This window comes from Mesorhizobium sp. BHscii (genome assembly GCF_053848065.1).
On sequence record NZ_JBSPKW010000011.1, the window covers coordinates 43,067 to 61,178 of the forward strand.

The 18,112-nt window shown below is 63.1% G+C and carries 18 protein-coding genes and 1 pseudogene; 9 read left to right on the top strand and 10 right to left on the bottom strand.

Features of this window, described 5'->3' with window-relative positions; all coding sequences use genetic code 11:
- Window positions 1–121: 121 nt before the first annotated feature.
- The 6 genes from ACWTU7_RS16660 to ACWTU7_RS16685 all read right to left on the bottom strand — a co-directional run bounded on the left by ACWTU7_RS16660 (window position 122) and on the right by ACWTU7_RS16685 (window position 5,654).
- On the bottom strand, window positions 122–847 hold the full coding sequence (locus tag ACWTU7_RS16660; RefSeq protein WP_455839274.1) for an amino acid ABC transporter ATP-binding protein: 726 nt from the start codon (window positions 845–847) through the stop codon (window positions 122–124).
- Entirely contained in the window at window positions 825–1,484 is a 660-nt protein-coding gene (locus ACWTU7_RS16665) for an amino acid ABC transporter permease (protein ID WP_287152145.1), read from the bottom strand. Before ACWTU7_RS16665 ends, ACWTU7_RS16660 begins: the two co-directional genes overlap by 23 nt.
- Before the next feature lie 10 nt (window positions 1,485–1,494).
- Window positions 1,495–2,166 (bottom strand): amino acid ABC transporter permease, encoded by a 672-nt coding sequence (locus ACWTU7_RS16670; protein ID WP_127314159.1) that lies wholly within the window; start codon window positions 2,164–2,166, stop codon window positions 1,495–1,497.
- A 142-nt stretch (window positions 2,167–2,308) separates the two neighbouring features.
- On the bottom strand, window positions 2,309–3,085 hold the full coding sequence (locus ACWTU7_RS16675) for a transporter substrate-binding domain-containing protein (protein ID WP_455839316.1): 777 nt from the start codon (window positions 3,083–3,085) through the stop codon (window positions 2,309–2,311).
- Window positions 3,086–3,280: 195 nt separating this feature from the next.
- A complete protein-coding gene (locus ACWTU7_RS16680) occupies window positions 3,281–4,285 on the bottom strand; it encodes a cytochrome d ubiquinol oxidase subunit II (RefSeq protein ID WP_455839273.1) in 1,005 nt (334 codons plus the stop codon).
- 10 nt (window positions 4,286–4,295) lie between these two features.
- Window positions 4,296–5,654 carry a cytochrome ubiquinol oxidase subunit I gene (locus ACWTU7_RS16685; RefSeq protein WP_455839272.1) on the bottom strand — a complete coding sequence of 453 codons (1,359 nt, stop codon included), beginning with the start codon at window positions 5,652–5,654 and terminating at the stop codon, window positions 4,296–4,298.
- A 233-nt stretch (window positions 5,655–5,887) separates the two neighbouring features.
- On the opposite strand from ACWTU7_RS16685, the gene ACWTU7_RS16690 reads away from it, so the two are divergent.
- Both ACWTU7_RS16690 and ACWTU7_RS16695 read left to right on the top strand, forming a co-directional pair.
- A complete protein-coding gene (locus ACWTU7_RS16690; protein WP_029347888.1) occupies window positions 5,888–6,814 on the top strand; it encodes an ABC transporter ATP-binding protein in 927 nt (308 codons plus the stop codon).
- Window positions 6,811–7,572 carry an ABC transporter permease gene (locus ACWTU7_RS16695; RefSeq protein ID WP_065006435.1) on the top strand — a complete coding sequence of 254 codons (762 nt, stop codon included), beginning with the start codon at window positions 6,811–6,813 and terminating at the stop codon, window positions 7,570–7,572. The genes ACWTU7_RS16690 and ACWTU7_RS16695 overlap by 4 nt, the downstream gene beginning before the upstream one ends.
- Here the strand turns inward: ACWTU7_RS16695 and ACWTU7_RS16700 are convergent.
- Together ACWTU7_RS16700 and ACWTU7_RS16705 are read right to left on the bottom strand one after the other, a co-directional pair.
- Window positions 7,544–7,771 (bottom strand): hypothetical protein, encoded by a 228-nt coding sequence (locus ACWTU7_RS16700; protein WP_455839271.1) that lies wholly within the window; start codon window positions 7,769–7,771, stop codon window positions 7,544–7,546. The two genes, ACWTU7_RS16695 and ACWTU7_RS16700, sit on opposite strands and share 29 nt — an antisense overlap.
- 204 nt (window positions 7,772–7,975) lie before the next feature.
- Window positions 7,976–9,967, bottom strand: coding sequence for a PhoX family protein (locus tag ACWTU7_RS16705; protein ID WP_455839270.1), 1,992 nt, complete (start codon window positions 9,965–9,967; stop codon window positions 7,976–7,978).
- Window positions 9,968–10,172: 205 nt separating this feature from the next.
- On the opposite strand from ACWTU7_RS16705, the gene ACWTU7_RS16710 reads away from it, so the two are divergent.
- The 4 genes and pseudogenes from ACWTU7_RS16710 to ACWTU7_RS16725 all read left to right on the top strand — a co-directional run bounded on the left by ACWTU7_RS16710 (window position 10,173) and on the right by ACWTU7_RS16725 (window position 13,818).
- Window positions 10,173–10,511 carry a hypothetical protein gene (locus ACWTU7_RS16710; RefSeq protein ID WP_455839269.1) on the top strand — a complete coding sequence of 113 codons (339 nt, stop codon included), beginning with the start codon at window positions 10,173–10,175 and terminating at the stop codon, window positions 10,509–10,511.
- Window positions 10,512–10,523: 12 nt separating this feature from the next.
- A complete protein-coding gene (locus ACWTU7_RS16715) occupies window positions 10,524–11,225 on the top strand; it encodes a phosphatase PAP2 family protein (RefSeq protein WP_455839268.1) in 702 nt (233 codons plus the stop codon).
- A 32-nt stretch (window positions 11,226–11,257) separates the two neighbouring features.
- Window positions 11,258–11,572 (top strand): annotated as a pseudogene (locus ACWTU7_RS16720) (sodium-independent anion transporter); the annotation flags it as partial.
- 227 nt (window positions 11,573–11,799) lie between these two features.
- Window positions 11,800–13,818 carry an ABC transporter ATP-binding protein/permease gene (locus ACWTU7_RS16725; protein WP_455839315.1) on the top strand — a complete coding sequence of 673 codons (2,019 nt, stop codon included), beginning with the start codon at window positions 11,800–11,802 and terminating at the stop codon, window positions 13,816–13,818.
- Window positions 13,819–14,020: 202 nt separating this feature from the next.
- Here the strand turns inward: ACWTU7_RS16725 and ACWTU7_RS16730 are convergent, their stop codons facing one another.
- Both ACWTU7_RS16730 and ACWTU7_RS16735 read right to left on the bottom strand, forming a co-directional pair.
- Window positions 14,021–14,986 (bottom strand): CHAD domain-containing protein, encoded by a 966-nt coding sequence (locus tag ACWTU7_RS16730; protein ID WP_455839267.1) that lies wholly within the window; start codon window positions 14,984–14,986, stop codon window positions 14,021–14,023.
- Complete coding sequence (locus ACWTU7_RS16735; protein WP_455839266.1) at window positions 14,983–15,456, bottom strand: CYTH domain-containing protein; 474 nt, start codon at window positions 15,454–15,456, stop codon at window positions 14,983–14,985. The genes ACWTU7_RS16730 and ACWTU7_RS16735 overlap by 4 nt, the downstream gene beginning before the upstream one ends.
- Window positions 15,457–15,546: 90 nt before the next feature.
- Here ACWTU7_RS16735 and ACWTU7_RS16740 point away from each other — a divergent pair, with 90 nt between their 5' ends.
- Genes ACWTU7_RS16740 through ACWTU7_RS16750 form a run of 3 tightly spaced genes read left to right on the top strand, consistent with a single transcriptional unit; the run spans window position 15,547 to window position 18,112 of the window.
- Complete coding sequence (locus ACWTU7_RS16740) at window positions 15,547–16,245, top strand: CerR family C-terminal domain-containing protein (protein WP_287337514.1); 699 nt, start codon at window positions 15,547–15,549, stop codon at window positions 16,243–16,245.
- Entirely contained in the window at window positions 16,242–17,195 is a 954-nt protein-coding gene (locus ACWTU7_RS16745) for an HlyD family secretion protein (protein ID WP_029347903.1), read from the top strand. The genes ACWTU7_RS16740 and ACWTU7_RS16745 overlap by 4 nt, the downstream gene beginning before the upstream one ends.
- Window positions 17,192–18,112, top strand: coding sequence for an ABC transporter ATP-binding protein (locus tag ACWTU7_RS16750; RefSeq protein WP_455839265.1), 921 nt, complete (start codon window positions 17,192–17,194; stop codon window positions 18,110–18,112). Before ACWTU7_RS16745 ends, ACWTU7_RS16750 begins: the two co-directional genes overlap by 4 nt.

Sequence of the window (18,112 nt, forward strand, 5' to 3'; positions counted from 1 at the left end):
TGTTGAGATTCAGGTTAGGCCGAGCCGAAAATGGTGGATTCCAAGAACCGGAACGGAGCGTACTTTCGGGTACGTGAGTACCGGAAGCGCAGGGAGCCGCCGTTTGCAGGCCGGCATCACCTTATTGCACGCCTAGAAACTGCCTGAGCTCAGGCGTCCTGGGATTGGCGAAGACGTCCTCGGGGGCGCCGATCTCGTGGACGCGGCCCTGATGCATGAACACGACGCGCGAGCAGACGTCGCGGGCGAAGCGCATCTCATGGGTGACCATCACCAGCGTCATCCCTTCCGCGGCCAATTCCCTGACGACACCAAGCACTTCGGCAACGAGTTCGGGGTCGAGCGCCGAGGTGATCTCGTCGCATAGGAGCGCGATGGGCTGCATGGCGAGCGCCCGGGCGATGGCCACGCGCTGCTGCTGGCCGCCGGACAATTCGTCCGGCAAGGCGTCGAACTTGTGGGCGAGACCGACGCGGTCGAGCATTTTTCGCGCGACCGCTTCGGCGTCCTTTTTCGGCGTCTTCTTCACCACCATCTGCGACAGCATGACGTTGCCGCCAGCGGTGAGATGCGGGAACAGATTGAACTGCTGAAAAATCATGCCGACCTTCAGGCGCAGCGCCTTGAGATGCACCTCGTCGGGCAGGAACTGGGCGCCGGCGACGACGATCGAGCCTTCGTCGATGGTCTCCAGCCCGTTGATGCAGCGCAGCAGCGTCGACTTGCCCGAACCGCTCTTGCCGATGATGGCGACGACCTCGCCCGGCGCGATGTCGATGGAAATCCCCTTCAGCACCTCGTTGTCGCCGAAGCGCTTCTTCACCTCAGTGATTGCGATGAGCGACATTGAGCTTCCTTTCCAGGAGCTGGCTCGATTTCGACAGCGGCCAGCACAAAGCGAAGTAGATGAGCGCGACCAGACCATAGACGGTGAACGGCTGGAACGTCGCGTTGGTGACGATCGAACCGGCCTTCGACAATTCGACGAAGCCGATGATGGAGGTGAGCGCGGTGCCTTTCACCACCTGCACCGAGAAGCCGACGGTCGGCGGCACCGCCACTTTCAGCGCCTGCGGCAGGATGACGTAGCGCATCTGTTGGAGATAACCCATGCCGAGGCTGGCGGACGCCTCCCATTGACCCTTGGCGATGCTCTCGACGCAGCCGCGCCAGATTTCGGCGAGGAAGGCGGCGGTCCACAGGATGAGCGCGACACAGGCGGCAAGCCAGGCGGGAACGTCGATGCCGAACAGGCCAAGGCCGAAGAAAGCGAGAAAAAGCTGCATCAGGAGCGGCGTGCCCTGGAACAGCTGGATGTAGCCGCGTGACAGCAGCCGCAGCCACTGCCGGCCGCCGATGCGCAGGAAAAGCAGGGCCGCACCGACGATGCCGCCACCGATGAAGGAAACCAGCGAGAGGACAACGGTCCAGCGGGCGGCCAGAAGCAGGTTGCGTAGGATGTCCCAGAAGCTGAACTCGGTCATGGCGCCTGTCTCATCGCGACGCCTTCCTTGGAAACAGCATCCAGCCCAGGCCGGCCAGCAGCTGGCGCAGCAGGATGGCGAGGGCCAGGTAGATCAGGGTCGAGACGATGTAGGTTTCGAAGGCCCTGAAATTGCGCGACTGGATAAAGTTGGCTGCAAAGGTCAGGTCCTCGGCGGCAATCTGCGAAACGACGGCCGAACCCAGCATGACGATGACGATCTGCGATGACAGCGCAGGCCAGATGCGCTGCAGCGCCGGGACCAGAACCACATACCAGAAGCTCTGGAACGGCGTCATGGCGAGGCTCGCGCCGGCTTCGAACTGGCCGCGTGGCGTGGCCTGGATGCCGGCGCGGATGATTTCGCAGCTGTAGGCGCCGAGATTGACGATCATGGCGAGGTTGGCGGCGGTCAGTTCCGACATCCTGATGCCAAGCGACGGCAGCCCGAAGAAGATGAAGAACAGCTGGATGAGGAAGGGCGTGTTGCGGATCAGCTCGACATAGGTCGCGACGACGGGTTTTAGCCATTTCGGCCCCAGCGCCCGCACCCAGGCGCAGGCAATGCCAAGGGCCACGCCGAACACCGCGCCGATCACGATGAGCTGCACGGTGATCCGGATGCCCTTGAGCAGCACCGGCAGAGAACCGATCAGCCAGCCGAAATCGAACTGATAGGTCATGGCGTGCTATCTGACCTAGAGCGGTTCCGGTTCTCTTGGAACCGGTAACTCGCTCTAACCGTTTGTTTTGCCGCATTTATGCGGACGCCAAATGGTTCCATTTGGCTGCAAAATGCTCTAAGCCACACGCGGCGGGCGGCGATCACAGGTCAGCCGGCAGGTCGACCTTCAGCCATTTTTGCGAAATTGCGTTGAGGGCGCCATCGGACCTGGCAGCGGCGATGATGCCGTTGATCTTGGCCATCAACGCCGGCTCTTCCTTGTTCATGCCGATGTAGCAAGGCGAATTCTTGATCAGGAATTTGAGCTCCGGCCGCTTGGGCGGGTTCTTTTCGAGGATGGCGGCGGCGACGACATTCCCGGTCGCGATCACCTCGACCTGGCCCGAAAGGAAAGCGGAAATAGTGCCGTTATTGTCCTCGTAGCGCTTGATCTCGACGCTCGCGGGCACGACCTTGGTCAGTTCGAGATCTTCGATCGCGCCGCGGGTGACGCCAACGGTCTTGCCGGCGAGGTCTTCCGCCTTCGCGACCGCGACATCCGCCGGAGCGAACACGCCATTGTAGAAGGGGGCGTAGGCTTCGGAAAAGTCGATGACCTTCTCGCGATCGGGATTCTTGCCGAGGCTGGAAATGACCAGGTCGACCTTGTTGGTCTGAAGATAGGGAATGCGGTTGGTGCTGGTGACCGGGACGATCTCGACCTTGGCGCCGAGCTTTTCGCCAATCAGATTGGCGATATCGATGTCGTAGCCTTGCGGCGTCATGTCGGCACCGACACTGCCGAAGGGCGGGAAATCCTGTGGCACCGCGATGCGGATGATGCCCCGCCCCCCAATGTCGCTCAAGGCGTCAGCCCGCGCCTGCGGAAACGGAGCCATGGCGATTCCAGCCACGGCGGCGAAGGCCAGCATGCACATATTGCGACGGTTCATTATTTTCCCCTTTGACTGAGCAAAACCCATTCGTCGTCAGGGCAAAGCAACAGGCATGCCAAACCATCGAAATCGGCTCGAATCGGGCTTTCTCAATAGGATCGGGGAAGGCTTTCTTCACGACCTAATGCCGCTCGACTGGCAGGCCGCCTAAATATTGTGCAGTGCGGCGGTTGCCTGTCAGTCGTAGGTCAGATCCGTCGCCTTGCCGCCGAACACGCGGTAGGCATAAAACGAATAGAAAATGATGACCGGCAGCACGACCACCGTGCCGGCCAGGATTATGGCGAGGCTTTCAGGCGCGGACGCCGCCTGCCAGATGGTCAGCCTGTCGGGCACAACGAAGGGATAGAACGACCAGGCGAGCCCGGCAAAGCCCAGCGTGAAGATGGCGGCCAGTGTCAAGAACGGCGTCAGCGCGTGGCGGTCGTCTGCTTTAGGCAGGTGGAAGGTCTGCCGCCACAGCCAGGCGAACAGCACCGCCGACAGGATCGGCAGCGGCGACAAATAGAGCATGGCGGGCCAGACGAACCATTTGTCGAAGATGCGCGGACTGGCGAGCGGCGTGGCCAGCGAGACGGCGACCATGCCGAGCGCGGTCAGCACCAGCGCCCGGCGCAGCCATAGCACCGCCTTCTTCTGCAATTCGCCTTCCGTCTTGTAGATGACCCAGGCCGCGCCCATCGCCGCATAGGCGGCGGCAAGGCAGAGCGCCACAAGAGCGCCGAAGGCCAGGCCGCTGAGGCCGACATCCAGGCCCAGCACATAAATCCCCAGCATGTAGCCCTGCGCCAGCGAGGCGATGACCGAGCCCAGGAAGAAGATGCGGTTCCAGCGATGCTTCCGGCCGGCCGGTACCTTGGCACGGAAATCGAAGGCAACGCCGCGCAGGATCAGGCCGACAAGGAGCAGGAAGACCGGAATGTAGAGCGCGGTGAGGATGGTGCCGTGCGCCAGCGGGAAGGCAACCAGCAGCAGGCCGACCGCCAGCACCAGCCAGGTCTCGTTGGCGTCCCAGAACGGGCCTATTGCCGCAATCATCGTGTCCTGCTCGGCGTCTTCAGCGGCCGCGAACAGGATGCCGATGCCGAGATCGAAGCCGTCGAGGATAACGTAGATCAGGATGGCAAGGCCCATCAGGCCGGCGAAGATAAGGGGGAGCAATGTCGGCCAGTCCAGGGTCATCACCATGCTCCTATTTCGCCGCCGGCTGCGACAGCGCCGCATCGAGAACGCCCGGCAGCGGCGAGGTATCGCCGTCCTTCGCCGCCTTCAGCGCCAGATAGACCAGCACGCCGAGATAGGCGATCAGAAGCAGCGCGTAGAGGATGAGATAGACCGCAAGCGAGAGCGCGACCTGGCTGCCAGCGACCGGGCCGACCGCATCGACGGTCTTGAGCACACCGGTGACCAGCCAGGGCTGGCGGCCGATCTCGGTGGTGTACCAGCCGGCCAGCGTCGCCAGCCAGCCGGACAGCGCCATCGGCACCATAACCAGCGCCAGCGGTTTCGGCAGGGTGTGGCGGCGCTTAAGGAAAAAGGCGGCCGACCAGGAGACGACGAGCATCAGGACGCCGGTGCCGACCATGATGCGAAAAGCCCAGAACACCGGGAAGACCGGCGGATGGTTGCCGGCATAGTCGTTCAGCCCCGGCACGACGCCACTGGCGCTGTGCCTGAGGATGAGGCTGGCGCCGTCGGGGATGGCGACTTCGAATTTGTTCTCCCTTGCCGCCTCGTCGGGAAGCGCGAAAAGGACCAGCGGCACATTGGGGCCGGTGTTCCAGTTGGCCTCCATGGCGGCGATCTTCTGCGGCTGATGCTCGAGCGTGTTGAGGCCATGCTGGTCGCCGGCGAAGATCTGAATGGGGATCAGGATCGCCGCGGTGAAGACACCGGTGCGCAAGGCCTTCCACATCGATTCCGAGCGGTCGCCATAGAGATAGCGCAGCGCCGACAGGCCAGCGATCAGGAACGAAACCGTCAGGCCGGAGGCAAGCAGCATGTGGACGAGCCGGTAGGGCATCGACGGGTTGAAGACGATCGCCCACCAGTCGGTTGCGTGCGCTACGCCGTTGCGCATCTCAAAGCCGACCGGCGTCTGCATCCAGGAATTGAGCGCGATGATCCAGAAGGCCGACAGGGTGGTGCCGCCGGCCACCAGCACGGTTGCCAGCGTGTGGGTGCGGTTGGAGACGCGGCGGAAGCCGAACAGCATGATGCCGAGGAACGCCGCCTCGAGGAAGAAGGCCGTGAGTATCTCATAGGCGAGCAGCGGGCCGGCTATGTTGCCGACGGTCTCCATGTATCCCGGCCAGTTGGTGCCGAACTGGAAGCTCATGGTGACGCCCGAAACCACGCCCATGGCAAAGGACAGCGCGAACACTTTCACCCAGGTGAAATAGGCGCGCATCCAGGCGGTATCGCCTGTGGCGTTGTAGCGAAGCTTGAAGAACAGCAGCATCCAGCCAAGCGCGATGGTGATAGCCGGAAACAGGATATGGAACGAGATGTTCGCGCCGAATTGAATGCGCGAAAGGATGAGCGGGTCCATGGTGGGCTCCGGCTGCTGCTTATGTCGCAGAAGATAGGCCGGATGCGCTAAACGGTCAAAGCGGCGTGGCGTCACGCGAGGCGGAACGCCGCAGGACTGCGGCAGCGCTGGATGCGTCTTCGCATGCCGATGTCCAGAACTGTCAGGAGTGCCATTGACTTCCGGCTGCGCGCACCGACATTCAGCGGACTAAAATCAACAGTTCTCCTTTCAAGCAGCCGTTTTTTTCAGCCATGCCATCGATCATTTCCATTTCCGGGGTCACCAAGACCTACGCCACCGGTTTCAAGGCGCTGAAGGAGATCAACCTCGACATCGAGCGTGGCGAGATCTTTGCGCTGCTCGGGCCGAACGGCGCCGGCAAGACGACGCTGATCTCGATCGTCTGCGGTATCGTCAACCGCTCGTCGGGCACGGTCACCGTGGACGGCTACGATATCGGCCGGGATTATCGCGCCGCGCGCAGCCTCATCGGGCTGGTGCCGCAGGAACTGACCATCGACGCGTTCGAGACCGTATGGGCGACTGTCAGTTACAGCCGCGGCCTATTCGGCAAGCCAGCAAACCCCGCCTTCGTCGAGAAAGTGCTGCGCGACCTGTCGTTGTGGGACAAGAAGGACGCCAAGGCGATCACCCTGTCCGGCGGCATGAAGCGGCGGCTGATGATCGCCAAGGCGTTGTCGCACGAACCGAGAGTGCTGTTCCTCGACGAGCCGACAGCCGGGGTCGACGTCGAGCTGCGCCAGGACATGTGGGCGATGGTGCGCCGGCTGCGCGAGGATGGCGTCACCATTATCCTGACCACACACTATATCGAGGAGGCCGAAGCGATGGCCGACCGCGTCGGCGTCATCAATCGCGGCGAAATCGTGCTGGTCGAGGACAAGGCCGAACTGATGCGCACGCTCGGCCGCAAAAGGCTGTTGCTGGAATTGCGCAGTCCGCTCGCCACCATACCCGAGACGTTTTCGCGCTACGCGCTGGAGCTTTCGCCGGACGGTGATCGATTGACGTACACCTATGACAACCAGAGCGAACGGCCGGGCGTCGCCTCGCTGCTCCGCGACCTTGAGACGGCCGGCATCCAGTTCCGCGATATCGACACGCAAAACAGCTCGCTCGAGGAGATCTTCGTCAATCTGGTGAGGAAGGACGCATGAACCTGCGAGCAGTCTGGGCGATCTACAAGATGGAGATGGCGCGCGCCTTTCGGACCGTGCTGCAGAGCATCGTCTCGCCTGTCATCTCGACATCGCTCTATTTCGTCGTCTTCGGCTCGGCCATCGGCTCGCGCATCACCGAGATCGACGGCATCAGCTACGGCGCCTTCATCGTGCCGGGGCTGATCATGCTGTCGCTACTGACGCAGTCGATCTCCAACGCCTCCTTCGCCATCTATTTCCCGAAATTCGTCGGCTCGATCTACGAATTGCTGTCGGCGCCGGTGTCCTATCTGGAGATCATCATTGCCTATGTCGGCGGTGCGGCGACCAAGTCGATCATACTCGGCCTGATCATCCTCGCGACCGCGTCGCTGTTCGTGCCGCTGACTATCGAGCATCCGTTCTGGATGCTCTCCTTCCTGGTGCTGACGTCGGTGACCTTCAGCCTGTTCGGGTTCATCATCGGCATCTGGGCGAAGAGCTTCGAGCAGCTGCAGCTGGTGCCGTTGCTGATCATCACGCCGCTGACCTTCCTTGGCGGCAGCTTCTATTCGATCGACATGCTGCCCGGCATCTGGCGCACGGTGACGCTGTTCAACCCCGTCCTCTATCTGGTCAGCGGTTTTCGCTGGAGTTTCTACGGCAAATCCGACGTCTCGATCGGCATCAGCCTCGGCATGACCGTCGTTTTCCTGCTTATCTGCATAGCGATCGTCGCGTGGATCTTCAGGACCGGCTACCGGCTGCGGAACTGACCGGCTTACAGCACGCTGAGCCGTGGGCTAGGCCGGCATCCCCTGAAAGATTGCCCTGGACGGCGGTCGAATAGGCGAGCGAGAAATCGCCATGCCGGCGGACCAGCGCCAGGCGCTCGGCATGGGTCAGCTCCTGCCGGGTGACCTTGGGCGCGGCGCCCTCGAGCAGGCGGTCGAAATGATTGCGCAAGGAGGGCACGGTCGAGATTCCGCGTGCCGCGCTTCGGAATTGGGATACCCGCAAGCTCGCGGGCTTCGAATCATTGGTGGCAGCGAGAATTGAACGGAAGCCGTTGGCAATTGGGAATAAATTGGCAAGCGGGCATAAAAAAGGAGGGGCTTCGGTCGAGCCAAAACCCCTCCCCAACGATTTACCAGCGTGGACCTGGGAGCGCGATGATCTCTAGACCGCGATCTTGCCACCGCCCTGTTTGGTGATGGCGACGACCGACGGCCGCACCGGCATATCGGGCTTGAAGTCAGGCCAGCGGGTCGACGGGTCCTCGTAGTAAGAGGGACGGCCAAAAGCCTCCCAGTCTTCGCCGCCATCGGCCGGATGCTGAACCGCGACGAAGGCGGTCTGGTCGTCGGGCGTGAATAGCGGGCCACACAGTTCAGCACCGATCGGCACGCGGAAGAACAGCTTTGATGTCGCCCGCGCCTCGCCTTCGGTGTCGACCGCCCACAGGCCGTCGGTGCGGCCGGTGGCTTTCGGGCCCTGGCCGTCGGTCGAGACCCAGAGCCGGCCGGCCGCATCGATGGCGCAATTGTCCGGCATGCCGAACCAGCCATTGGCGGTGGTCGCGGTCGAGAAGGTGGCGCCGACTTCGGCCACAGCGGGATCACCGCATTTCAGCAGCACTTCCCACTTGCCCTTGGTGGCAGTGAAATCACCACCGTCCTCGACGATCTCGATGATGTGGCCGAAGGCGTTTTCGGCGCGCGGGTTGGCGGCGTCGACCTGCTCGGCCTTGCGTTTAGAATTGTTGGTCAACATGACGTAGACTTTGCCAGTCGTCGGATTCGGCTGGATATCCTCGGGGCGGTCCATCTTGGTGGCCCCGAGCAGATCGGCGGCACGGCGCGTCTCGATGAGCACGTCGGCCTGGCTGGCAAAGCCGTTCTCCGCCGTCAGCGGGCCCTGGCCGAAGACGATGGGCAGCCATTCGATCGACCCGTCCTCGGCGAATTTGGCGACATAGAGCGTGCCGTCGTCGAGGAGATCCATGTTGGCGGCGCGGTCCTCGGCGTTGAATTTGCCGGCCGTGACGAATTTGTAGACATAGTCGAAGCGTTCGTCGTCGCCGAGATAGAAGACGACACGGCCATCCTTGGCGACGATCGATTCAGCGCCCTCATGCTTGAAGCGGCCCATGGCAGTGCGCTTCCGCGGCACCGAGGTCGGATCGTTGACGTCGACCTCAACGATCCAGCCGAAGCGATTCGGCTCGTTCGGCTCCTTGCCGATGTCGAAGCGGTCGTAATGCGCAGCCCATTCATAGGCGCCTTCGGGAATCCCCAGGCGCTTGTAGTTGGCGGCTTCCTTGTGGCCTTCCTGCAGCTCGCCCGAGAAATAGCCGTGTATGTTTTCCTCGGCCATGACGTAGGTGCCCCAGGGCGTGACGCCGCCGGCACAGTTGTTGACGGTGCCGAAGACCTTCGTGCCGGTCGGATCGGCACTGGTCTTGACCCGGTCGTGGCCGGCGGCGGGGCCGGACAGTGCCATCTCGGTGTTGGAGGTGATGCGGCGGTTGAGCTTGCCGTCGCGCACCACCTGCCATTTGCCTGATACCTTGCGGATCTCGACGATGGTGCCGCCATGCGCGGCCATCTCGATATCGACCTGTTCCTTGCTCAGCGGCGCCTGCTTGGCCTCGCCCTCGACGATGGTGACGAGGCCCGGGAACATCAGATGCGGATTGGTATATTCGTGGTTGACCACCAGCAGACCATGCTCGGCCGAGCCGTCGATCGGGATATAGCCGACATAGTCGTTGTTGTAGCCGAACTGTCTTTCCTGGGCCTGGGCCGACTGTTTTGCCGGATCGAAGTCCGGCGAATCAGCGAACAGCGGGTCGCCCCAGCGCAGCAGCACGTCGGCGTCGTAGCCGGCGGCGACATGATGCTTGTCATCGACGCCCGCCTCGACCTCGTCGAAGCTGAAGGCCGAGCCGCCGGCTGCGCGGGCATCGTCGGCGAGGATCAGCGCCAGCGGGCTGACGGTGGCGGCGATGGCGGTTGCCGCGAGCGATCCCTGCAGGAAGCCACGGCGCGAGAACCGCGCGGCGATGATCTCGCCCATTGTCTGGTTGTCGGTGGGATTGGTTCCTGGCCCATCGTTTTCCTCGAGCAGGCTGGTGCGGAAATGGGTGTCGGGGGAGCGACGTTCTGTCATGGGCTTGCCTCTGGCTTTCTTTGGGATGGCTTGAGCGTGCTGCTTGACTGACCGCGTATCGCCGGCAGATCACAGTTTGATGACGTTGCCGGCCAATTTCCAGCCCCGATTTCGTGTCCATGATCAGCCTCGCTTGACCGCGACCGGCGCTTCGGAAACAAGATCAGCGGCAGGCGCGGAAGGACCGCGTCGAGAGGGACAAAAAGTGAGTTTCTGGGGACTGGGGCAGCTCGGCATTTCGACGGTGATCTTCCTGCTGGCAGCGACGGCGGCCAAGCAATGGGGACTGGCGCCGAGCTTCGGCAAGATCGTTTTGACTTTGGCGCTGTATTCGGCGGGCAATCTGATCATGCTGAGGCTGATCCGTGAATTCGGCATGTCGGTGTCGTTCAGCCTGTCGGCGGTGATCCAGCTGGTGTCGGTGAACGTGGTGGCACTGGTGTTCTTCGGCGAGCGCGTCAATACGTTGCAGGCCACTGGCATCGTGCTCGCCGTCGCAGCGGTGGCGCTGATCACGCTCGGTCCCTATCTGCAAAGGCCGTAACTGCGAGGGCCGATGAAGAATACCGCAAGAAAGCTGCTCAACTGGATCGAATTCCCGGTGCTGCTGGCCGGACTGGTCATCGCCGGCGGACTGTGGGGGTTCGAGGAACTGATGGAGGTGGCGCGAGACACCACGCCGCACGCCTTCGATACGGAAATCCTGCTCGCCTTCCGTGAAGCGGGCCAGCCCGACAATCCGATCGGACCGCTATGGCTGGAAGGGGCGATGCGCGACATCACCAGCCTCGGCAGCGCCACCGTGCTCGTGCTGATCACGGCCGCCGTGATCGTCTATCTGCTGCTGATCCACAAGCCGGGACCAGCGTTTCTCGTCCTCGTCGCGGTGGCGGGCGGGCAGGCCCTGTCGAGCACGCTGAAGCTCGGAATCGACCGGCCGCGCCCCGATCTGGTCTCGCATCTCGCCGACGTGGCATCGCTTTCGTTTCCGAGCGGCCATGCGATGCTGTCGGCGGTGACATATTTGACACTGGGCAGCATGGCGTCGCGCTTCCTGCCTGGGCGAACGACGAAGATTTACGTGCTGTCGCTGGCGGTGCTGACGACCCTGCTGGTCGGCATCAGCCGCGTCTATCTCGGCGTTCATTGGCCATCCGACGTGCTGGCCGGCTGGTGCGCCGGCTTCGCCTGGGCGATGCTGTGCTGGCTGGCCGCATGGGCGCTACAGCGATGGCGCGGGCAGAGCGACGGCGCCTGAAACGGCCGTTCAGAACGACGCTACGCTAATTCTACCGTATTTCGGGCGCCTTCTTCTTCGGCGCCGCCTCGACTGTCGGTGCGGTGCTCGACCGCATCGCCGACCAGCGCCGGAACTTCATCCTCGACTGCTCGGCGGTGCCGTTCTTCGATTCGACGGCGGCCAATGTCATCGAGGGCGCCGCGCACAAGGCCAGGCGCGCCGGCGTGCGCTTCATCATATCAGGCGCTTCGCCGCAGACACGTCGCATGCTGATCAACCACGGCGTCAAGCGGCCGCTTGTGACATACGCCGCCTCGATCAGGGATGCGCGGGCGCAACTGAAGGGCAAACCAGAGACGGATTAGCAACCAGGATTTGCCGGCCGGTGGCCACCTGTTGGCACAAGCTATCCCATTGCTGAATGTCACTTTGATCCATGGCCGACACTCGACAGGTCAAAGGCTGTCATTCGAGAACGACCATAGGCGCGACTGTTGCGAGTATTGGAACACCGGGAGAGCCTTGGCGCTGCTGGCTGCTGGATCGAGCGGGCATCATGAAACCTTTTGATTTTTGGGCCGTTGTCGGCCGTATGTCCGAGGCGAAATCCAAACCGAGATCGGTCGACGGCTCCAGATCGCGCGATGCCCAGACACCGCGTCAGGAGAAATCGAGGGAAGAGAAGGCATCGACTGCCGAAGCCGCGTCCGAGGTCGTCGGCGAAGCCGCGCCGCCGCCGGAAGCCGTCGAACCCAATCCACAGCTGAGCCCCGAAGAGGCCGAGCGGGCGCGCAAGAAATATCTGCTAAGGCGTTTCTGGATCAGCGCGCGCGGTTACTGGAGCCGGCGCGGCGACAGTTTCGCCTGGCCGCTCACGATCGGGCTGTTGATCCTGATATGCGTCAATGTCGGTTTCCAGTATGGGATCAATGTCTGGAACCGCGCGATTTTCGACGCCATCGAGCAACGCAACGCCCGCACCATTTATTTCCTGAGCGCCGTGTTCGTGCCGCTCGTACTCGGAAGCGGAAGCCTTGTCGTAGCACAGGTCTATCTTCGCATGACGATCCAGCGCCGCTGGCGTTCGTGGCTCACCACATCAGTCATCGCGCGCTGGCTCGCCAACGGCCGGTATTATCAGCTGAACCTCGTCGCCGGCGACCACACGAACCCCGAAGCCCGCATCTCGGAGGATCTGCGGATTGCTACCGAATCGCCCGTCGATTTCATCGCCGGTGTCCTCAACGCGTTTCTGTCGGCCTCGACCTTCATCGTGGTGCTGTGGACGATCGGCGGCGCGCTGACCCTGCCGATCGGAGGTTCGAGCGTCACCATTCCCGGCTTTCTCGTCGTCACCGCGGTGATCTATGCCGCCATCACCTCCACCTCGATGGTGGTCATTGGCCGCCATTTCGTCCATCTCTCCGAGGAGAAAAATCAGGCGGAAGCCGAGTTCCGCTACACGCTAACGCGCGTGCGGGAAAACGGCGAGAGCATCGCATTGCTCGGCGGCGAGGAGGAGGAGCGCAGCGGCATCGACAAAACGTTCGCCTATGTGCTCGGGCAATGGGCGCTGCTTACAGGCCAGCACATGCGCACGGCGCTGGTGTCGCAGGGGTCGAGCCTGTTTGCGCCGGTCGTGCCGATCTTGCTTTGCGCGCCAAAATTTCTCGAAGGCAGCATGACCCTCGGGCAGGTCATGCAGGCTGCCTCCGCCTTCGCCATCGTGCAGGGCGCGTTCGGATGGCTGGTCGACAACTACCCCCGTCTTGCCGGTTGGAACGCCTCCGCGCGGCGCATAGCCTCGCTGATGATGTCGCTCGACGGGCTCGAGCGCGCGGAACAGAGCGACAACCTGGGCCGCATCCAGCACGGCGAAACCGAAGACGGTGCGATGCTCAGCCTGAACAATCTCTCCGTGTCGCTCGACGACGGCACCGGCGTGGTCAAGGAGACCGAGGTCGAGATCGAGCCGGGCGAGCGGGTGCTGGTTTCAGGCGAATCCGGCACAGGCAAGAGCACGCTGGTGCGGGCCGTCGCGGGTCTGTGGCCGTGGGGCGGCGGCAGCGTCGATTTCCATGCCGACAGCCGGCTGTTCATGTTGCCGCAACGCCCCTATGTCCCGATAGGGACGCTTCGCCGCGCGGTCGCCTATCCCGCCCCCGCCGACAACTGGACGATTGCCGAGATCATCGTCGCCCTCGACAAGGTGGGCCTCGATTATCTGAAGGGCAAGACCGAGGAAGACGCGCCCTGGGACCAGATCTTGTCGGGCGGCGAAAAGCAGCGGCTCGCCTTCGCACGTCTGCTCTTGCACAGTCCCGATATCATCGTGCTGGACGAAGCGACGTCGGCACTCGACGAGAAGAGCCAGGACAAGATGATGGAGACGGTGATCGACGAATTGCCTGATGTCACCATCATCAGCGTGGCGCACCGCGCCGAACTGGAAGCCTACCACAGCCGCAAGATCACCCTGGAGCGGCGCGAGGGCGGCGCGATTCTTGTCAGCGACATCGACCTTGTTTCGCGCAAGGGCAGACGGAACTTGCTCGCGCGCGCTTTGTGGGGCACCGGCGCTCCGATCGAAAGGCCGCATGAGCTGGAGTAAGGCGGCGTCATCCCAAAACTGAAATCCACCCGGTCTGCGGCCAGGCAAAACCCCGCTATTCGGCGGCCTTGCCGCCCCACGTCACGGCCAGTGGTCGAACCCGTATTCCAGCGTCGGCTTGACGACGCGGAAAAAGGGCGGCAGGTCGGTCTGACTGTCCCGAATTGCCCTTCGCAATTCGGTTGGCAATTCGGGTGAGAGGCTATTCGCTAAATGCAATAGCGCCAATCAGCCGCCGGGCGGCAGCGTCCTCCTGCGACGCAGCGGCCAGATCGTCGCGCGCCTTGCGCGCGAGTTTCCTTGTCGAGCGCCTGGGGCTGTCGCCGAACAGATCGGCTGCCGCGGCGAGACAGGTCTTTTTCAGGCTTTTCTCCGAGCGCTTCAACAGCTTGCTCAAGAGCCGCGTTTCTTGAGGAGAGCCGAGCGGCCGGTCGTCGGCATCGAGAAGCGTACGCAGGACGAACACATCATGCAGTTCGCCCAGTCTTTCGCCGAGTTCGTCGACCGCCTTGCGCCGGGCCTTGATCGGCATCGGCCACAGCCTTCCGAGCAACGACAGATGCATGCCGTGGGTCTTTGCTGCCTTGCGCAGATCGTGGAAATCGTCGGCCCCGCCGCGGGAGCTTGCCTTGTCCAGCGCCTTTCTGGCGCGACGCAGAGTGATGCGGGCGCCTTCGGCAAGCACATCGGCGGCCTGTTCGGGCTGGTCGGGCAAGGCCAGCATATCGATCCGGCTGATGCCCTCCTCGCAAGCGGCAATCGCGGCAGTTATTGCAGCGTCGAGGCCGACACCGCCATGCAATTCGTGCTGACGCGCGACGAGCGTCTCGCGCACCGCATCGAGACCGCCGCCGCCGCTCTGTTCGGGAAAGCTTGCTGCCAGCCGGTCGATGGTTTCAACCAGCGCGGTCGCCTCGCGCGGACCGGCAAGCAGCGCTGCCACCTGTCGGTAGCACTGGTTCTCGGTCAGGCAGAACGTTTCGTCGCCGGAACGGACCAGGCGCAGCAAGGCACGCGCGTTCTTCAGCCGCTTGCGGCATTTGTGCAGCGCCTGCTCCGGCCTGTCATGCGCCGCGTCCAGGTGGACCAGCGCCTTGCCGATCTCCTCGGCGAGGATGCGCCTGACCTCGCCGGTCAACGGCAGGCGCGGATCGATGCGATAACTCATGCGGCGATCTCCGGAATCCCCCCGAGGGCGAGCGACGCGTTATAGAACCTCTGCTCGCCGGTAACTTCGCGGCCGAGCCAGTCTGGCAGCATTTCGTCCGGCACGTCCTCGGGCGTCTCGAGCTCGGCAACCACCAGCCCCGCAAGCATCCCGCCGAAGACATCGACTTCATAGAGATGGCCGCGATGCCTAACATGGTGGCGTGTCTTCTCGATGACATGTCCGATCGCGAAGGCCTGCATCTCTTCCGCCTCCGCCAGAGGGATCGGATATTCGAATTCGTCGCGTTCGCGGACCTTGCTGCCGAATTTGAGCGTCAGCTTTGCCGAGGCGCCGTTGCTGACGCGCACGCGCACCGAGCGGTCCGGTGTGGCGGCGAGATAGAACTGGCGAATGCGGATGTCCGCTTCGACCAAATCCCGCCACTCATTGCCGGAGACCAGGAACTTGCGCTCGATTTCCTTGACCATGGCTTCGCACTAAAGCGCCTGCTGCTGGAGATGGCAAGGTGGAGACGGCTTAGGTTGACTTTAATCATTCGATTGATTAAATTGCAAATCATGGCCAAGCTGACGAACGCCAAAATTCCACGTCGCGAGACGTCTCCCGCCGACATGACGCGCGCGGCACTTGTCCGCGCGGCGCTGAAGCTGTTCGGACGACAAGGCTTCGACGGTACCTCGACACGAGAGATCGCGGCTGAAGCCAAGGCCAATATCGGCTCGATCGCCTATCATTTCGGCGGCAAGGAAGGGCTTCGCGCGGCAGCGGCCGATTATATCGTCGACACCATCCAGACCATTGCCGGCCAGGCGATCGGCAATCTGCGGGCGCCGAGCGATTCAGAGGCGGGCGACCCCGAAGCGGCGCGGGCACAACTGTTCACCGCATTGGAGCGGATGGTGGCCTTCGTCGTGGCTAGGCCGGAGGCCGGTGAGATCGTGCAGTTCGTCCTACGTGAACTTTCGCATCCGACGGCTGCACTCGACCGCATCTATGACGGCGTGTTCGAGCCGACGCATCGCCGGCTCTGCCTGGTCTGGGAGCAGGCGACGGGCGAGCCGGCCGAAAGCGAGGCTACCCGACTCACCGTGTTCACGCTGATCGGCCAAGTCGTCTATTTCCGCATCGGTCGCGAGGCGGTGATGCGCCGAATGGGCTGGCGCGCGATCGGCAACGCCGAGGCTGTCAAGATTGCGGCGACGGTGACGGACAACCTTGGTGCCATATTGGCCGCCCGGAAGGATCGTAGGTCATGAGTTTCCTCTGCTCTTTACCGCTCGCCGCTCTGCTTTTCAGCGCCTGCGCACCAGCGGCACCACTCGCCGTCGGCTATGTCGAGGGCGACTATGTGCTGCTCGCGCCGATCGAGGTGGCGCAGGTGGAGACGATTTCGGTCAAGCGCGGCGACCGCGTCGTGCCGGGCACGCCGGTGGTGACGCTGGAAAGCGCCGATGCAAGAATAGCCGTCGCGCAAGCCGAGGCGGCCCTTGCGCAGGCGCAGGCGCAACTCGCCGACCTGCAGGTAGGCAAGCGGCCGGAAGAGATTGAGGTGCTCAAGGCGCAGGTCGACATGGCCAAGGCGCAGGCCGCCGACGCCAAACGCAGATACACCCGCGCCAGCGACCTGTTCAAACGCGGCACCGGCACGCAGGCCGATTTTGACACCGCCTCGGCCACGCTGGAGACAGCCAATGCGCAGGTCGGCCAGGCGGAAGCCAATCTCGCCGTCGGCGGCCTGCCGGCACGGCCCGAAACGATCAAGGCGGCCGAGAATCAGGTCAGCCAAGCGCAATCGACGCTGGAGCAAGCGCGCTGGCGGCTGTCGAAGCGCGTACTGGCGGCGCCGTCGCCCGGCCGCGTCAACGATGTGATCCGCAATCCGGGCGACACGGCCGGCCCGACCGCGCCGGTCATTTCGATGCTGCCGGACGGCGCTGTGAAGCTCAGCGTCTATGTGCCGGAAAGTGCGTTCTCGTCGGTGAAAGTCGGCACGCTGCTTAATGTTCGTTGCGACGGCTGCGGGCCGGACGTGAAGGCGCGCATCAGCTATGTGTCGCCGGACCCGGAATTCACGCCGCCGGTGATCTACTCGCTCGAGACCCGGCAGAAGCTGGTCTATCTGGTCGAGGCGCGGCCGGAGGGCGACTCCAGCGCGCTGCAACCGGGGCAGATCGTCGATGTCGATCTGGCGGATATGGGCAAATGAACGCCATCGATGTCCATGGCCTGGTCAAGCGTTTTGGTGACAAGACCGTCGTAGACCATGTGACGATGACGGTGGCCGAAGGCGAGATCGTCGGCTTCCTCGGCCCGAACGGCTCGGGCAAGACGACGACCATCCGCATCATGTGCGGCCTGCTGACGCCGGACGAGGGCGAAGGCACGGTGCTCGGCTTCGACATCCGCAGCGACAGTCTGAGGATCAAGCGTGAAGTCGGCTATATGACGCAGAAATTCTCGTTCTACGAGGATCTGACCATCGCCGAGAACCTTGAATTCGTGGCGAGGCTCTATGGGTTGAAGCCGCTTAACGAGCATGTCGGCAGGACGCTGGAAGATCTTGGCCTCACCTCGCGCAAGGACCAGTTGGCCGGTACGCTGTCCGGTGGCTGGAAGCAGCGGCTGGCACTGGCCGCATGCATCATGCACAAGCCCAGATTGCTGTTGCTCGATGAGCCGACGGCGGGCGTCGACCCGAAGGCGCGGCGCGAATTCTGGGACGAGATCCATGGGCTGGCCAGCGGCGGACTGACCGTTCTGGTCTCCACGCATTACATGGACGAGGCCGAGCGCTGCCATCGCATCAGCTATATCTCCTACGGCAAGATGCTGGCCACCGGCACGGTCGACGAGGTGGTCAGGAATGCCGGCCTGACGACCTTCGTCGCGCAGGGCCCGCATCTCGATCGGGTTGCTGCCGCACTCAGCGGCCGCTCCGGCGTCGACCAGGTGGCGCCGTTCGGCGCGACGCTGCATGTCGTCGGCTCCGACAGGAAGGCGCTTAAGGCAGCACTTGCCGATGTCGAGAAACATCACAAAGGCGTCACGGTTTCGCCAGGCGAAACCAGCCTTGAGGATGTGTTCATCCAGTTCATGTCCGACTCGAAGGACAACATGGGATGA

What these genes read in the sequence shown, in the direction of transcription:
- ACWTU7_RS16665 (WP_287152145.1), bottom strand. Translation starts at nt 1,484, where the DNA reads ATGACCGAGTTCAGCTTCTGGGACATCCTACGCAACCTGCTTCTGGCC.
- ACWTU7_RS16745 (WP_029347903.1), top strand. Translation starts at nt 16,242, where the DNA reads ATGAGTTTCCTCTGCTCTTTACCGCTCGCCGCTCTGCTTTTCAGCGCC.
- ACWTU7_RS16715 (WP_455839268.1), top strand. Translation starts at nt 10,524, where the DNA reads ATGAAGAATACCGCAAGAAAGCTGCTCAACTGGATCGAATTCCCGGTG.
- ACWTU7_RS16725 (WP_455839315.1), top strand. Translation starts at nt 11,800, where the DNA reads ATGTCCGAGGCGAAATCCAAACCGAGATCGGTCGACGGCTCCAGATCG.
- ACWTU7_RS16730 (WP_455839267.1), bottom strand. Translation starts at nt 14,986, where the DNA reads ATGAGTTATCGCATCGATCCGCGCCTGCCGTTGACCGGCGAGGTCAGG.
- ACWTU7_RS16735 (WP_455839266.1), bottom strand. Translation starts at nt 15,456, where the DNA reads ATGGTCAAGGAAATCGAGCGCAAGTTCCTGGTCTCCGGCAATGAGTGG.
- ACWTU7_RS16685 (WP_455839272.1), bottom strand. Translation starts at nt 5,654, where the DNA reads ATGGACCCGCTCATCCTTTCGCGCATTCAATTCGGCGCGAACATCTCG.
- ACWTU7_RS16680 (WP_455839273.1), bottom strand. Translation starts at nt 4,285, where the DNA reads ATGACCCTGGACTGGCCGACATTGCTCCCCCTTATCTTCGCCGGCCTG.
- ACWTU7_RS16675 (WP_455839316.1), bottom strand. Translation starts at nt 3,085, where the DNA reads ATGTGCATGCTGGCCTTCGCCGCCGTGGCTGGAATCGCCATGGCTCCG.
- ACWTU7_RS16705 (WP_455839270.1), bottom strand. Translation starts at nt 9,967, where the DNA reads ATGACAGAACGTCGCTCCCCCGACACCCATTTCCGCACCAGCCTGCTC.
- ACWTU7_RS16670 (WP_127314159.1), bottom strand. Translation starts at nt 2,166, where the DNA reads ATGACCTATCAGTTCGATTTCGGCTGGCTGATCGGTTCTCTGCCGGTG.
- ACWTU7_RS16690 (WP_029347888.1), top strand. Translation starts at nt 5,888, where the DNA reads ATGCCATCGATCATTTCCATTTCCGGGGTCACCAAGACCTACGCCACC.
- ACWTU7_RS16750 (WP_455839265.1), top strand. Translation starts at nt 17,192, where the DNA reads ATGAACGCCATCGATGTCCATGGCCTGGTCAAGCGTTTTGGTGACAAG.
- ACWTU7_RS16660 (WP_455839274.1), bottom strand. Translation starts at nt 847, where the DNA reads ATGTCGCTCATCGCAATCACTGAGGTGAAGAAGCGCTTCGGCGACAAC.
- ACWTU7_RS16695 (WP_065006435.1), top strand. Translation starts at nt 6,811, where the DNA reads ATGAACCTGCGAGCAGTCTGGGCGATCTACAAGATGGAGATGGCGCGC.
- ACWTU7_RS16740 (WP_287337514.1), top strand. Translation starts at nt 15,547, where the DNA reads ATGGCCAAGCTGACGAACGCCAAAATTCCACGTCGCGAGACGTCTCCC.